This is a genomic window from Pseudomonas sp. Irchel s3b2 (assembly GCF_900187445.1).
Classification (GTDB): domain Bacteria; phylum Pseudomonadota; class Gammaproteobacteria; order Pseudomonadales; family Pseudomonadaceae; genus Aquipseudomonas.
Map to the genome: position 1 here is coordinate 285238 of NZ_FYEB01000006.1, position 16358 is coordinate 301595.

Consider the following 16358-nt stretch of genomic DNA (forward strand, 5'->3'; position numbering starts at 1 on the left):
TGTTATAGGGGGCGTTCAGGGATAGGAAACGTAGACGTCGGTGAGCAGATCGGCCGCGCTCGGCTTGGGGTCGGACTTGGCCTTGCGCACGGCATCTTCGATCAGCAGGTCAACTTCGCTATCGATCTGGTTCAACTGGCTGACATCGATCAAGCCGGTCCGGGTGGTGCGTTCGCGAAACTGCATCAGGCAGTCGTTGTGCTCGCGGAAATACTTGACCTCGTCCGGTGCCCGGTAGGTCTGGGCATCACCCTCGAAGTGACCGTAGTAGCGAGTCAACTTGACTTCGATCAGCGACGGACCTTCACCGGCGCGGGCCCGCTCCACTGCGGCACCGGCGGCTTCGTGAACGGCAAAAAAATCGAAGCCGTCGACGGTGACCCCAGGCATACCGAAGCCGGCCGCGCGGTCGGCAATGTGATCGCACGCCACAGACCAGTTGGAGGCCGTGGCCTCGGCATAACCATTATTCTCGGCAATGAACAGGCACGGCAGGTTCCACACCGAAGCCATGTTCATCGCTTCGAACACCGCACCTTCATTGGAGCCGCCGTCGCCGAAGAACACCACTGCGACGCTGTCCGTACCTTTAAGCCTGGCGGCCAGTGCCGCGCCCACAACCAACGGTGCGCCGGCTCCGACGATGCCGTTGGCGCCGAGCATGCCCTTCTCGAAATCGGCGATGTGCATGGAGCCGCCCTTGCCCTGACAGACCCCGGTTTTCTTGCCGTAGATCTCGGCCATCATCCCGTACACATCAACGCCCTTGGCGATGCAATGACCGTGGCCACGGTGGTTGGAGGCGATGCAATCATCATCCCTCAAGTGAGCCATGACACCGGCGGCCGAGGCCTCTTCACCGGCATAAAGATGGACGAAACCGGGAATCTCGCCGGTGGCGAACTCCACGTGCAAGCGCTCTTCAAAGACGCGGATGGTGCGCATCGCCCGATAGGCATGCAGCAATTGATCAGCGGTCAGCTGTGTCGACATTTTTATTCTCCAGGGTGTCTTGAGACTCAAGGTTCAGAGGGTGTTGCGGATGTTCACGGCCGATGGCCAGCAGCCGCTCTTGCGCTGCATAGGCCAGCGCCGCATTGACATCGATGCTCAGCGGACCGCCGGCATCGAGGGTCACGGTGGGTAAGTCATGGGCGTTGAATTCGATTTCACGCTCGCCATCCAGAGCCAGGGTGCCGCTGGCCAGGCACAGGCGATGGGCAACGCCGGGTTCAAGGCTAGCGGCGGCGAGCACGCCGCAGCCTTGCAACAGGCCGGGCGCCAGTGGCACCAGCAAGGCTTCGGATGATTGCGGATCAAGGCGCATCCAGGCGCCATTGGGGGCTTGGCGCGAGACCGGAAACCACAAGCCACAGAGCGCCGAAATGCCAATGGATTGAGGCTCGGCAAAGGTTACAAATACCTCCGCCAGATCGATCCCACGGCTAATTGCACGGGCGCCGATAAAGGGCAGTGAGGACACCGCCACGTCCACCAATGCCACTTCGCACAGGTCGCGGCTCGGAATCCGCACCAGCAGGCGTTTGTTGCGGCGCAAAGCGATTTCGGGTGGAATCCGTCCGCTGGCGAATAGCCCGCCGGCCAACCCGGCGCTAGTGGCTTCACGCAGTTCCGGGAAGGCATTGTTGGTCCCCGTCGACAGGGTCAGCAGTGGAATGTCGCCGACTTCTGCCGCCACCGCTTTGTGGGTGCCGTCACCGCCGAGTACGGCGATCAGCGACACACCGCGTTCAGCCATCCAGCGCGCGGCTTGGCGAGTGTCCGCCACGCTCTGGCGCAAGGTAAGGTCAAGGAACTCCAGGGTTGGCCAATGGCTGTCACGCGCCTGACGGCCATGACTGTTCTTCAACACCGCAGCGGCGATGCCGGTCATGTCGGTGGGCATCAACACCCGCTCGACACCGGTGGCACCAAAAGCTGCCAGCAGCCGCTGGATCACCGAGACTTTGTCGGTGCTGGAAAACAGCCCGGCATTCGCCGTCAGGCGCCGTACGTCCCGGCCGGACGCCGGGTTGGCAATGATGCCGACGGTCAATGGCAAGGGACTCACGCCAGCACCACAGGTAGAACAGAGAAAAGGCCTCGGCAGGAGAACATAGGGCACCTCTTTTTATTATCGGGTTGCCAGTCGCACTGGTTGCAGGGGCTAGAGCAAGGCCAGTGCCAGATTCGCAAAAAAGCGCCAGGAGGCCTGTTCCAGAGCGGTCTTTACCTGAGTCCATGAGGGTTGGGATCACGCTCGATTGAGACGTCCCATGTCAGCAAACACGGGTTTGTGGTGAGACCTTGAGACGTTGCGTCTCACCTTCGCCGTGCGTGAACCGATGCTTGTCGACCGTCCATGAACGGCGCTTAATAGCCGCACAAATAAAAGAAGATCGAACCGGAGACCTTAAATGCTTTCCGCACACTCGAAGGCGCACGTGGATTGCGTCAGCCGTGTTTTGAAGAACGCAGCGCACCTGCCGCAACTGCCTGTGTCGGACTTGATATTGGACTCCTGGCGCCGTTCCATGGAGCAACACCACCTGGACCCCGGCTCACTGCAAGGGCCACGGATCCTTTCGCAGAACGTGCTGCAGGAGTGTCAAGAACGCTCCGAACTGTTCCTGCGCATCGCCAGCGAAGAAGTCGCCCGCCTCCACGGTCGCGTGCGCGATGCTGACTACTGCGTGTTGCTTACCGATGCCCAGGGCCAGACCATCGACTACCGCGTGGAAACCTCGATCCGTAATGACTGCCGCAAAGCCGGCCTGTACCTGGGCACCTGCTGGTCAGAAGGCGAGGAAGGCACCTGTGGCGTGGCCGCGGTGCTGACCGCACGGACACCGGTCACGGTGCATAAGCGAGATCACTTCCGCGCCGCTTTTATCGGACTCACCTGCTCTGCTGCTCCAGTCTTCGACCCTCGGGGCGAACTGCTCGGGGTGCTTGATGTGTCCGCCGTGCGCTCTCCGGACGACCGCCGTTCGCAACACCTGATCCGACAGATGGTGGTGCAGAGCGCTCGGGAAATAGAACAAGCGTTTTTCATGAGCAGTGCCCAGGGCTACTGGGTGCTGCGGGCCCACAACAGCCCGGGCTACGTCGACAGCCAACCCGATTACCTGCTCGCCTGGGACGATGACGGACGACTGCAGGCGCTGAACCCCGCGGCGCGGCAGTGGCTGTTGCAAAGCTTTGGTCAGCTGCCGGAACACATCGGCCAAGTGTTCGATCAGCAGTTATTACATCGGGCCAGGGACGAATCGCTTTGCCTGCTTCACTGCCAGGGTGTCCGCCATGCCTTGCATGGACGACTCAACGCGCCACGGCTGGTAAAACGCAACCCTGCGCGCCGGGTACTGTCATCCGCCGAACTCGACCCGCGACTGGAAGAAAGCCTGCGCCTTGCGGTGCGAGTCAAAGACCGCAATTTACCGGTGCTGATCCAGGGCGAAACCGGTTCTGGCAAGGAAGTCTTCGCCCGCCAGTTGCATCAGGCCAGTCTGCGTCGTGAGCGGCCTTTTATCGCGGTGAACTGCGCAGCGATTCCCGAAAATCTGATCGAAAGCGAGCTGTTCGGTTATGTGCCCGGCGCCTTCACCGGCGCTTCGAGCAAAGGCATGCAAGGTCTGCTGGAACAGGCCGATGGCGGCACCCTGTTTCTCGATGAAATCGGCGATATGCCCCAGCCTCTGCAAACCCGTCTGTTGCGGGTTTTAGCCGAGGGCGAAGTGGCGCCCCTGGGAGCGTCACGCAGCAAAGCGATAGATATTCAGGTCATCTGTGCGAGCCACCGCGATCTGGAAGCACTGGTGACCTCTGGCGAGTTTCGCGAGGACCTGTACTTTCGCCTCAGAGGTGCGCGATTCCAGTTGCCGCCGTTGCGCGAGCGCAGCGATCGACTGGCCTTGATCAACCGGATACTCGAAGAAGAATCGTCGGCCTGTGGGATAGTGGTGCAACTGGGAAGCGCCGCACTGGAATGCCTGCTCGGCTATCGCTGGCCGGGAAATGTGCGCGAACTGCGGCACGTGCTGCGTTACGCCTGCGCGGTGTGCGAGACCCATTTGATTCTGTTGAATGACTTGCCTGAGCAACTGCTCGGCCATCGACTCAGTGATCCGGCTTCAGCCGACACCGTGGAACGCTGCGCCAGTCCGGAACGCCAGGCACTCATCGATGCCCTTGTGCGTCATCGCTGGAAACCCACCGCCGCGGCCAAGGCTTTGGGCATCTCCCGGGCAACGCTGTATCGACGGGTGCATCAACATGCCATCGACATGCCGGGCAGAGGCTAACCACAGCTTCATCCGGCGGCCCCGCTCGCCATCGGGCAGCATACGGGTGCCGGTCAAGCGTTTCGCCGCTACAATGCGCGCCTCGACCGTGACAAGCCCGATAAAAAAACATGTCCCTACCCAAACATCATCTGGAACTGCTCAGCCCCGCCCGCGACGTGGCCATCGCCCGCGAAGCCATCTTGCATGGCGCCGACGCCGTGTACATCGGGGGCCCGAGCTTCGGCGCCCGCCACAACGCCTGTAACGAGGTGAGCGATATCGCCCAATTGGTCGAATTCGCCCGTCGCTACCACGCCCGGGTGTTCACCACCATCAACACGATCCTGCATGACAACGAGCTGGAGCCGGCCCGCAAGCTGATCCACCAACTGTACGATGCCGGCGTCGACGCGCTGATCGTCCAGGACCTCGGTGTGATGGAGCTGGACATTCCGCCGATCGAGCTGCACGCCAGCACCCAGACTGACATCCGCACCCTGGCGCGGGCGAAGTTTCTCGATCAGGCCGGATTCTCCCAATTGGTACTGGCCCGCGAGCTGAACCTCCAGGAGATCCGCGCCATCGCCGACGAAACCGATGCGGCGATCGAGTTCTTCATCCACGGCGCGCTGTGCGTGGCGTTCTCCGGCCAGTGCAACATCTCCCATGCGCAGACCGGTCGCAGCGCCAACCGTGGCGATTGTTCCCAGGCTTGCCGCCTGCCGTATACCCTCAAGGACGAAAAAGGCGGTGTGATCGCTTACGAAAAACACTTGCTGTCGATGAAGGACAACAACCAGAGCGCCAACATCCGCGATCTGGTTGAAGCCGGCGTGCGCTCGTTCAAGATCGAGGGTCGCTACAAAGACATGGGCTATGTGAAGAACATCACCGCCTGGTATCGCCAGCGCCTGGACGACGTTCTCGAAGACCGCCCGGACCTGGCCCGCGCATCCAGCGGCCGCACCGCGCACTTCTTCCTGCCCGACCCGGAAAAGACCTTCCACCGCGGCAGCACCGACTACTTCGTCAGCGACCGCAAGATCGATATCGGCGCCTTCGACACACCAACCTTCACCGGCCTGCCGGTGGGTGTGGTGGAGAAAGTCGGCAAGCGCGATCTGCTGGTGGTCACCCACGAACCGCTGTCCAACGGCGATGGCCTCAATGTGCTGGTCAAGCGTGAAGTAGTGGGCTGGCGCACCAACATCGCCGAGCCGAAGGGCGAGTTCGAAGAGGACGGGGAAAAGCGCTACCGCTATCGTGTGGAGCCCAATGAGATGCCGAAGGGGTTGCACCAGCTGCGACCGAATCACCCATTGAACCGCAACCTCGACCACAACTGGCAGCAGGCCCTGATCAAAACCTCCGCCGAGCGCCGGGTGGGTCTTGCCTGGGTCGCTCGCCTGCGTGAGGATCGTCTGGAACTGACCGCTACCAGCGAGGAAGGTGTCAGCGTCAGTGTCACCCTGGACGGTCCATTCGGCCTGGCCAACAAACCGGAACAGGCCCTGGAGCAACTGCACGACCTGCTCGGCCAACTGGGCACCACTCAGTACCACGCCACGGCTATCGAGCTGGATGCGCCGCAGGCGTATTTCATCCCCAACTCACAGCTCAAGGCCTTGCGCCGCGAAGTCATCGAAGCGCTGACCGCGGCGCGCATCAAAGCCCACCCACGGGGTGGTCGCAAGGCCGAGACCGAGCCGCCACCGGTGTACCCGGAGTCGCACCTGTCGTTTTTGGCCAACGTCTACAACGAGAAAGCCCGCGACTTCTATCACCGTCACGGCGTCAAGCTGATCGACGCGGCCTATGAGGCTCACGAGGAGACCGGCGAGGTGCCGGTGATGATCACCAAGCATTGCCTGCGTTTCTCCTTCAACCTCTGCCCCAAGCAGGCCAAGGGCGTCACCGGCGTGCGCACCAAGGTCGCGCCAATGCAACTGGTGCATGGCGATGAGGTGCTGACGCTGAAGTTCGACTGCAAGCCTTGCGAGATGCATGTGATCGGCAAGATGAAGGGACACATCCTTGACCTGCCGCAACCGGGCAGCGTGCAGCAAGTCGTCGGCCACATCAGCCCTGAAGACCTGCTCAAGACCATCCCTCGCGCGCCCCACTGAGTGACTGGCGAGCGCGCCGCTACGGCGCCGCGCTCGCTGCGCTCGCAAGACGGCTGAATGTTAAAGGTGTGACCAAGAGGGATTTGCAGGCATAAAAAAACGCCAGACCGGATCGGCGTTGGCGTTGGCGTTTCTGTAAAGACAATCATCCGGGACTCCCGCACTACCTGCCTGCGGAGCCATACTTGGATGAGTATAAGGAAAATGGCAGGGGCGGCTGGATTCGAACCAACGCATGGCAGGATCAAAACCTGCTGCCTTACCGCTTGGCGACGCCCCTGTATCTGTTGCTGCGAGTGCCCGGCACTCTCTTTCTGATTTGTCCTTGCAGACCAGCCCTGTAAGAGCCTCTGCAAGAACGGGCGGCAATTTATCAACTTTCGCTTCGCCTGGGAAGGCCAACACAAAAATATATTTGTTTTAAAACAGATGCTTACTCTTGATCCTGGAGGGTGCCATGGCGGCTGTTACCGATACACTGAAGCTGTTTCTCGCCGGCGATGTCATGACCGCCCGCGGCATCGACTCAGTATTGCCGCATCCTGGCGATCCGCGGCTTTACGAAGACTATGTCAAGAATGCCGGGGTTTACGTCCGGCTGGCAGAAAGACTCAATGGCCCGATTCCCCTCCCCGTCGATTTCACCTATGTCTGGGGCGCTGCGCTGGATGAGCTTGAACTTCGCCAGCCACACGCACGCATCATCAACCTGGAAACGGCGGTGTCCCGCCGCGGACGACCGGAGCCAAAGGGCATCAATTACCGCATGAGCCCGGAGGACTTCCCGGCCATCAGCGCCGCCGGCATCGACTGCTGCGTGCTGGCCAACAACCATGTGCTGGACTGGGGGGCAGCCGGCCTGGCCGATACGCTGGATACCTTGTCGAGCAACGGCATGTGCAGCGCCGGCGCCGGGCGTAACCGGCAATCAGCCGAAGCGCCAGCCGTGCTGCCGCAGCCAGACGGGCGGCGTTTGCTGGTGTTCGGCCTCGGCACACCCGACAGCGGTATTCCGTCGGACTGGGCCGCCACGGACAGGCGCGCAGGTGTCGCGCGGCTGGAAGATCTGTCGATGCAAAGCCTGCGCCCTGTGGCCAAACGGATTCTCGAGAGCAAAAAACCGGGGGATCTGGTGGTCGCCTCCATTCATTGGGGCGGCAACTGGGGGTTCGACATCCCGCGAGAGCAGGTCCGATTCGCCCATGCCTTGATCGACGAGGCCGGAGTTGACGTGGTGCACGGGCATTCCTCGCACCACATCAAAGGGATCGAGGTGTACCGCGAACACCTGATTCTTTATGGCTGCGGTGATCTGCTGAACGATTACGAAGGCATCGAGGGCCACACAGCCTTTCGCGGCGACCTGGGGCTTCTGTACTTTGCCTCGTTGGCCCCGGGGGGGAACCTGCAGTCGCTGGACCTGATACCCACCCGCCTCTGTCGCTTTCGCCTCTATCGCGCCGAAGGGGATGACCGTCAATGGCTGCACGACACCCTTTCTCGCGAGTGCGCATGCTTGGGCAGCAGCATCCAGCCGGGTGCGAAAAATGCCTTCGAGTTGCGTTGGTAGAAGCGTCTGAACACTTTAAAACCCAGGCAACCTTCCCTGCTTTTCGTAGGAGCCAGGCTTGCCGGCGAAAGCGCTCTTAAGGACGCCTTCGCCGGCAAGCCTGGCTCCTACAAAAAGCGCTTTGCTCACTTCCCGGTTTTTTTCGTTTCTGCGTCGTTTTTGCATTTTTGTGCGACAAATTCCACTTCCGGGACTCCCGTACCACTCCCTCGTGGTGTTAGTTTGAAAAAGTTTCTGACTCATCGACCAGATATTTCTCACAAACTGCCTGCAAAGGAATGCCCCAATAATGGATTTATCACTCAAGCACCTGGCCGCAACAACCCTGATACTGGCCAGCCTTTCGTCGTTCACCACGTCAGCGTACGCCAACATCACCCCGCAACAGAGCGCGACCATCCTCAAGACCTTCAGTGACGCGTCGGTAACCGATTTCAGGCAGTTCCTGGAACGCCTGGCCAAGAGCGACCTTGCCAAAACCAACGACCTCGGCCCGACAATCAGTGCCTTCCAGGGCAACAAGACGCTTTCCCCTGAACAGCAGAACGAGATTCATCGCCTGCTTGGCCTCTATGCACGGGTGAAATACGGCAGTGCTGCCACCGAGACCCTGCGCGAATTGGTGGCAATCCCGACTTTCCGCGTGGACGGCGTTGCTCAGCACGACAATCCCGAATTCATTAAGATCGCCGACAAGCTCAAAGGCCTTGCCCAAGCGTTCAACCTGAACTTTCGTAACATCGACAATCGCGTCTATGAAATCTCCCTCGCAGGCAACGGCGACGAAGTCGTAGGCATTCACGCGCATGCTGATGTGGTGCCCGTGACACCGGAAAACTGGGTCCTGAAAGACGGCACCCGACTCGATCCATTCAAGGTCACCCTGGTCGGCGATCGCATGTATGGCCGCGGCACCGAGGATGACAAGAACGGCATCGTGGTGGCGCTCTACGCCATGAAGATCATCAAGGAAGAGAAGTTGCCGCTGGCGAGGAATTTCAAGCTGCTGGTGGACACCACCGAAGAAACCACGGGCGACGCCATCCCCTATTACTTCGAACACAACCCGACACCCAACTACAACCTGGCGCTGGATGGCGGCTACCCGGTGGTGATTGCCGAGAAAGGCTATGGCACCGTCATGGCGAACTTTTCCCGGCGTAAGGCAGAGGGCAAAGGCGCCGAAATCACCTCAATGACCGGCGGCCTGGCAACCAACCAGATTCCATCGACTTCCGTCGCCACCCTGGTGAGCGACAAGCCCGCCGAATTGGCCACCAGCCTGCAGAAAGCCGGTACTGATTATGCCAAGCGCAATGGCGGCAACTTCGAGGTGAGCGCCAAGGTCGTCGGCAAGGACGTCCAGCTGACCGTCACCGGCGTTTCCGCCCACTCCTCCGAGCCCGAGTCAGGCGTCAACCCGGTGGCAAGAATGCTGGACTTCATCAACAGCCTCGACGGGAAGGTCGCGCTCAAGCACAACCACATTACCGACGCCGCCCGCTACGCCGCCGACAACTGGGGGCTGGACTACCTGGGAAGCAAATTGGGGGTGGGTTTTTCCGATGCCTTCATGGGACCGCTGACCGCATCCCTGACCTATGTCGGGATGGATGAAAAAGCCTTCAAGCTCGCGGTCAACCTGCGCGTGCCGAAGGGCAAATCCCCGGAAGTGCTCAAGAGCGAAATCGCCGACAAGCTTGACGCCTGGAGCAACAAGACTCATATCGCGCCAGCCTTCGACTACTCGATTGCCGAGCCGATGCACCGCAACCCAGAGGGTGAATGGGTCAAGGCCCTGCTGGCCGTGGCCAGCGAAAACCTTGGCATGGAACACAAGTTCGGCACCTCCGCTGGCGCCACCTCGGTCCATGAGTTGCCCAATGGCGTGCAGTTCGGCCTGGCCAGGCCCGAGCTCAAGTACACCGGCCACAACGACAACGAGTTCAAGACCGTCGACCAGTTCCTGCTGGACTTGCAGATCGTGACCGAAATGTTCGGGCGCATCGGGCAGTTGCCGAAACTCTGATCCTCCCTTCCGGACCCGCTATGCTGGCGGGTCCGTTTCTATGCGAATGGGGTGGGTGGCCTTTAAACGTCAACTCCCTTGTCACCAGGATCTATTGATGCCACTGAGCTTTCATAAAATGCACGCCAATGGCGATGATTTCGTCATTGTGGACTCGCGAAACTCGGCCAATCCAATCACCAGTGCCATGGCTCGGCAACTGGGTGATCGGCACCGAGGAATCGGCTTCAATCAACTCGCGGTGATGCTCGATTGCGATGATGCCGCTGCGCGCTTGATGTTTTGGAATGCCGATGGTTCAACGCTGGATACATGTGGCAGCGCAACGCGGGTGCCGCGGACAGGCTGATGCGCGAATCGAATACCAGGTCGATAGTGCTGCGAACCAACCGGGGGCTACTCACGTGTGAACGAACCTCGACCGGCGCGATATCTGTCAGCATGGGGAAGCCACTTTTCGGCTGGTCGCAAATTCCCCTGGCTCTGGATCTGGATACCGCTGTTTTGCCACTGCCGGGTGGTCCAGCCGCGACCAGCATGGGCAATCCGCACTGCACTTATTTTGTCGATGACCTGACAGCCGTTGATATAGCGACCATCGGACCGACCATTGAAACCAACCCTCTATTCCCCCTCAAGACGAACGTGCATTTTGTCCAGATCATTAACCGCAAGCACATTCGATTGCGCATTTGGGAGCGCGGCGGTGGTATACCCCTCGGTTCCGGATCCTGCTCTTGTGGCGCCGCTGTTAACGGAATTCGTCGTGGTTTGTTAGACCATCGCGTTGAGGTTGAATGTGATGGCGGAACCGTAACGGTTCAATGGGATGGCGTGGGACCTGTCTTTCTCATCGGGCCGGTAGAGACAACGTTTTCGGGAACGGTTCAAGACAGCCTCTCCTTCAGGCAATGAATCGGCGGCCATCGCATAACTGACCTATTCTGAATCGACCGATAAAAGATCACCCTTTTGCGGTACCTGAATTCGTTACAGCAATGGAGGCTGAATGATGAAGGAGCATTCGATTGAGTTTCGCGCCGCAGAGGTGCGTACGCCGCACGCTTCGCCCCTCCCCATGACCCGTTCCACCCCATCTCCCACGCTCAATAGCCGCATCGAGCTTTACACCCAGGAGCCGATGGTCAACTGGCTAGGTCCGTTTCAGCTGATGCGCACGGGCTTACAAACGGCTGTCGCCACCACAATGGGTGCTTTCGCCGACCCGCGCGAAATGCTGGCCGTGCTCAATCCTCGGGGCTCGAACCCGCCCATCCAGGTGGCTGGCGACGGTGACGTGTGGATCGATTATCTGGCTGATACCGGCGATGGCTGGGACTCCACCTATTCGATGGCCCTGTGCGTCAGCCATGATGCCGAGTTGCCCGAGCACCAACTCAAGTTGCCCCGCGGCCACGTGCTGTTGCTCGGCGGCGATCAGGTCTATCCCACACCGGCCCAATCCGGCTACCGCACCCGCTTCCTGGATCCTTTCCGCGCCGCCTTTCCCGCACCGGTGCCCAAGGTGCGCCCTGATGACCAGGAACAGCCCGTGCGGCAGCCGGGTGCACCGTGGATATTGGCGACGCCCGGCAACCACGATTGGTATGACGGCCTGCGCGGTTTCTCCCAACTGTTTTGCGAGCAGAAACCCATCGGAGGCTGGGAAACCCGCCAGCGCACCAGTTACTACGTGCTACAGCTGCCCAATGGCTGGTGGATCTGGGGTCTGGATTTGCAGTTGGAGTCCATGATCGACCGGCAGCAGAAGCAATATTTCGAAGAGATGCGCACCAAACTGCAGCCAGGCGACCGCGTGATCCTCTGCACGCCCGAACCAAGTTGGGTGGACGAAGCCGAACGGCTGGCACGCGAGGAGAGCAAGGCCTTGCCCTCGATCGAAACCCAGACGCCGCGCTTCCGCAGCCTGCGCGAGATCGAGGAACTCTTGGGTGATCACCTGGCGGTGGTCTTGGCCGGCGACTCGCACCATTACGCGCGCTACCAGCCGCAAGCTGGCACCCAGGCGCCGCAGCGCATCACCTGCGGAGGCGGTGGCGCCTTCTTGAATGCCACCCATCAGCTTCCCGATCCGCCCAAGCCGTTCAACGTTGGCGGAACCCGGCAGCACTATGAACTGGCGGCGGTCTACCCGGACAAAAAGACCTCCGAGCAGCTGCGTAATCGGGCATGGCGGCTACCTACCCGCAATCTCTCGTTCTGCGGCATGCTGGCCCTCTTGTACCTGCTGTTCGACTGGATGGTACAAAGCGCCAGCACGGTGCCCCACCTGGCACGAGACAACCGCAGCCTGATGGACGTGTTGTCTGACCTCCAAGCGTCTGTTTCCAACATTAGCGAAGTTTGGCGACACCTGCTCCTGGTCATGTCACACAGTCCCTCGTCGGTGATGTTCGCTGTGCTCATTGTGCTGGGTTGCGCAGTGTTCTCGGCCGCCGGGGTCAAGCGCACCCGAAAGCTCGCCTATGCCATTGGCGCTGTTCACGGGGTACTTCATCTGGGACTGGCGATCGGACTGCTGTGGCTGATGGGCCGTGTCAACATCCACTACTTGCAGCTCGAGGTAGAAAACCTGCACCAAGTCTTGTTGTTCCTGGCGGAGACGCTGGTGCTTGGCGGCAGTCTGGGAGGCCTGTTGTTCGGTGCCTGGATGGTGATGGGCAACACCTTTTGGGGGCTACACAGCGAGGCGGTTTTTTCCTCGCAGTGCATCGCCGACCACAAATGCTTCCTGCGTATGCACTTCAAAGGCGACCAACTCACCCTTTACCCGCTCAAGTTAGAGAAGGTCTGCCGGCGCTGGTCCGTGGCATCAGGAGTCGCCAAACTGGCGCAGGTGCAACGCACCTGGAGGCTTCGGGCAACCCCTGAAAGCACTGGCCCGCGCTTCGTGCCAGCCTCGGGTGCGCTCAAGCTACAACTGATCGAGCCGCCCATCGAGATTCTGCGGAAGTAAACCGCTTTTCGTAGGAGCCAGGCTTGCCGGCGAAGGCGCACTCAAGGACGCCTTCGCCGGCAAGGCTCCTCCAGGTCCTCCGAAGGTCCTTTAAAGGGCTAAGTGATTGTGTCGCGGCGCGGCCGCACTTGCCGTCCGCTTAAAATCATGTAGGCCGCGTGGTGATGCGTTTTTTCGGATCTATCTCAGGCCTGCACAATTCACAAACGAAATATGCGCGCCATTCCTTCGCGACCTCCTCATCCCGCCTCCTCCTCCCAAGTAGTCTGAAACTCCCACCCCGCTCAGGAGTATCGGGCAATGTGCAATCCCTGGCGCTTCGCCATAGTTGCGACCAAAGGTCCACGGTCAGGCCTCGATGACCGAATTTTGGGAGCAAATCATGGCTATCACTATCACCGGAACACTGATCATCGACGAGACGTCAGGTAAGCAGAACGCGACGGCCGGCGGCAGCGACATTACAGGCAACGACGTTAAGGATGGTCTGGGCTTCCTCACCACTGGCGTAACTGCATTCGACACTCTTTTGAATGCCGTGGTGGTGCAGGATCTCACGGGGGTCAACGTCACTGTAGCCGTGAGCAACGGCACCTCCGCCGACCTTGATGGCAGCTCCATGCTCAGTGGTTTCGGGGCCGATGTCACCGATCTGGCCTTCACCAACTCCACGGGGGGGCCGCTGCTCGGGGAAGAGGCTCTGTCTGCGCCTGGCGTCCCCCTTTTGACCGTCGATGGCCGAAAAATCTACCTCTACAGCTATACGGGCGCCGACCTGGGCATTGATGAGAACAACGTCGTGTTTGGCCGCAAGGCCAATGCCGACGGCACGGAAAACCCCACCGGCGACGTCGTCTTCGCCGCATACCTGCAACCCACGGACGCTTCCGGTGCCGTCCAGACTTCCGATCTGAATGCCGTGGGCTCCAAGGTCTGGCTGGTGCAGTACGAGGAAATCCAGCACCCGATAACCACCAACCCCGACGATGCCTTGAGCCTGTACAACCTCCATGTCTCGGTCAGCAATCGCAGCGACTTCTCGCTGGAAGGCGCGCCTTCAGGCCAGCACCTGTTCTTGATGTACGGCGATGGCACCCCTAGCGCGACCGACGCGGTGATCATTGTCACCGGCAAGAACCCGGTCAACCAGTCCGAGCCCGATGCTCCGGCCATCACCGACGGCGACACCGTCAACACCGGCCAAGGCGGCGGCCCTACCACCCTGGGCACCAACAGCCAGCAAATCGTGGAAGGCACCGGCTTGTACTTCACCTTCGCGATGGGGGCCAACACCGACTTCACGGTTCCCAACCTGAGCCAAGGCGAAGCGGGCGAGGAGGCCAACATCGACTTTGCCTCACTTTACGGCAGCAATGGGGCCAGTTTTTCCGTTGTCCAATCGTCCTCGGGCGATAAATCCACGCTGGAGATCAGCGCCTTCACAACGGCTTATAAGCCAGGTGTTGAATTCATCGACAACCTGCACGAAAACACGGCGGTTGAAGTCAACAAGGTCGTCATTACCACTCAGCCCAGTGGGCATGGCAAGAATGCGGTACCGGGTGAAACCCTGGTGTTTGACAAGATCAGTATTGGAATGACCCCCACCACGCTGAGCGGCATCACGATCACGTTCTCCGCCAACACCGTGGTGATCAAAGGCCTGGAAGCCAACGACGTGATCGCCTACAACACCGACGGCCCACACACCCGGGCGCTGATCGACAACATCGGTTCGATCGACACCAACTTCGACGCTCCGTTCGACATTGGTGGCTTCAGCCTGGTCAATTCCAATGTCACACCGAATCCATTCTCGGCGCTGACGTTCCAGGATGACGGCCCCAGCGTGACCGTCAGCGCCACCACCGAAAGCGCAATCTTGCTGACCACCCAGGACGCAGAGACCGATGGCGACCCCACGGCCCAGGACAGCGCCGCCACCACGGTGGACTTCAGCGGCGTCTTCGGCAATCTGCCGAGCTATGGTACTGACGGCCCTGCCCTGGTCAACCCCACGACCATGAGCTACGCCCTGAGCCTGTACGGCGCGAATGGCAGTGACTCCTTGCTGGACAGCAACGGCGTGCAGATCAATCTGTACAACGTCAGCGGCCTGATCGTGGGTTCGACCGCCCTCAGCGCAGGCGCCATCACCACGGGCAATACCATCTTCTCGATCGGGGTGGTGGCCAGCGGAGCCAATGCCGGCATCGTCACGCTGACCCAGTACGCCGAGATTGACCACGCTCTGGAGAACCCGACCACCGCCCCCTTTGACGACCAGTTCGCGGTATTAGCCAACAACCTGATCAAGCTCACCGGCACCGCGCTCAGCACTGACGGCGATGGCGACACCGCCACCGACAGCGAGGATGTGGACCTGGGCGGCAACGTTCGCTTTGCCGACGATGGCCCCAGCGTGACCGTCAGCGCCACCACCGAAAGCGCAATCTTGCTGACCACCCAGGACGCAGAGACCGATGGCGCCCCCACGGCCCAGGACAGCGCCGCCACCACGGTGGACTTCAGCGGCGTCTTCGGCAATCTGCCGGCTTATGGCGCCGACGGCGCCGGCACCACCGTCAAGAGCTTCGCCCTGAGCCTGTACGGCGCGAATGGCAGTGACTCCTTGCTGGACAGCAACGGCGTGCAGATCAACCTGTACAACGTCAGCGGCCTGATCGTGGGTTCGACCGCCCTCAGCGCAGGCGCCATCACCACGGGCAATACCATCTTCTCGATCGGGGTGGTGCCCAGCGGAGCCAATGCCGGCATCGTCACGCTGACCCAGTTCGCCGAGATCGACCACGCCTTGGAGACCCCGACCACCGCACCCTTTGACGACCAGTTCGCGGTATTGGCCAACAACCTGATCAAGCTCACCGGCACCGCGCTCAGCACTGACGGCGATGGCGACACCGCCACCGACAGCGAGGACGTGGACCTGGGCGGCAACGTTCGCTTTGCCGACGATGGCCCCAGCGTGACCGTCAGCGCCACCACCGAAAGCGCAATCTTGCTGACCACCCAGGACGCAGAGACCGATGGCGCCCCCACGGCCCAGGACAGTGCCGCCACCACGGTGGACTTCAGCGGCGTCTTCGGCAATCTGCCAGTTTATGGCGCCGACGGCGCCGGCACCACCGTCAAGAGCTACGCCCTGAGCCTGTACGGCGCGGATGGCAGTGACTCCTTGCTGGACAGCAACGGCGTACAGATCAACCTGTACAACGTCAGCGGCCTGATCGTGGGTTCGACCGCCCTCAGCGCAGGCGCCATCACCACGGGCAATACCATCTTCTCGATCGGGGTGGTGCCCAGCGGAGCCAATGCCGGCATCGTCACGCTGACCCAGTTCGCCGAGATT

8 protein-coding genes, 1 tRNA gene and 1 pseudogene are annotated in these 16358 nt (G+C 60.7%); 7 read left to right on the top strand and 3 right to left on the bottom strand.

Features of this window, described 5'->3' with window-relative positions; all coding sequences use genetic code 11:
• Window positions 1–15 precede the first annotated feature (15 nt).
• The gene (locus CKW20_RS16455) at window positions 16–993 is read right to left on the bottom strand and encodes a thiamine pyrophosphate-dependent dehydrogenase E1 component subunit alpha (protein ID WP_095053875.1); all 978 of its coding nucleotides are present in this window, start codon (window positions 991–993) and stop codon (window positions 16–18) included.
• Window positions 971–2071 carry an ATP-NAD kinase family protein gene (locus tag CKW20_RS16460; protein WP_095053876.1) on the bottom strand — a complete coding sequence of 367 codons (1101 nt, stop codon included), beginning with the start codon at window positions 2069–2071 and terminating at the stop codon, window positions 971–973. Before CKW20_RS16460 ends, CKW20_RS16455 begins: the two co-directional genes overlap by 23 nt.
• A 346-nt stretch (window positions 2072–2417) precedes the next feature.
• Here CKW20_RS16460 and CKW20_RS16465 point away from each other — a divergent pair, with 346 nt between their 5' ends.
• Together CKW20_RS16465 and CKW20_RS16470 are read left to right on the top strand one after the other, a co-directional pair.
• A complete protein-coding gene (locus tag CKW20_RS16465; protein WP_095053877.1) occupies window positions 2418–4304 on the top strand; it encodes a sigma-54-dependent Fis family transcriptional regulator in 1887 nt (628 codons plus the stop codon).
• Between the two features lie 110 nt (window positions 4305–4414).
• Complete coding sequence (locus CKW20_RS16470) at window positions 4415–6412, top strand: U32 family peptidase (protein ID WP_095053878.1); 1998 nt, start codon at window positions 4415–4417, stop codon at window positions 6410–6412.
• A 205-nt stretch (window positions 6413–6617) separates the two neighbouring features.
• On the opposite strand, the gene CKW20_RS16475 is transcribed toward CKW20_RS16470, so the two are convergent.
• A tRNA-Gln gene (locus tag CKW20_RS16475) sits at window positions 6618–6692 on the bottom strand.
• Window positions 6693–6869: 177 nt separating this feature from the next.
• Here CKW20_RS16475 and CKW20_RS16480 point away from each other — a divergent pair.
• From CKW20_RS16480 to CKW20_RS16500, 5 genes and pseudogenes are all read left to right on the top strand, one after another.
• The gene (locus CKW20_RS16480) at window positions 6870–7982 is read left to right on the top strand and encodes a CapA family protein (RefSeq protein ID WP_095053879.1); all 1113 of its coding nucleotides are present in this window, start codon (window positions 6870–6872) and stop codon (window positions 7980–7982) included.
• A 289-nt stretch (window positions 7983–8271) separates the two neighbouring features.
• Window positions 8272–10011: a dipeptidase gene (locus CKW20_RS16485; protein ID WP_095053880.1), complete on the top strand. Its 1740-nt coding sequence runs from the start codon at window positions 8272–8274 to the stop codon at window positions 10009–10011.
• A 97-nt stretch (window positions 10012–10108) separates the two neighbouring features.
• Window positions 10109–10926, top strand: a pseudogene (dapF, locus tag CKW20_RS16490) (diaminopimelate epimerase).
• Between the two features lie 97 nt (window positions 10927–11023).
• Complete coding sequence (locus tag CKW20_RS16495; RefSeq protein ID WP_095053881.1) at window positions 11024–12988, top strand: metallophosphoesterase; 1965 nt, start codon at window positions 11024–11026, stop codon at window positions 12986–12988.
• Between the two features lie 382 nt (window positions 12989–13370).
• Window positions 13371–16358, top strand: a 2988-nt coding sequence (locus CKW20_RS16500) for a DUF5801 repeats-in-toxin domain-containing protein (RefSeq protein ID WP_176466907.1), incomplete at its 3' end; no start/stop codon positions are given.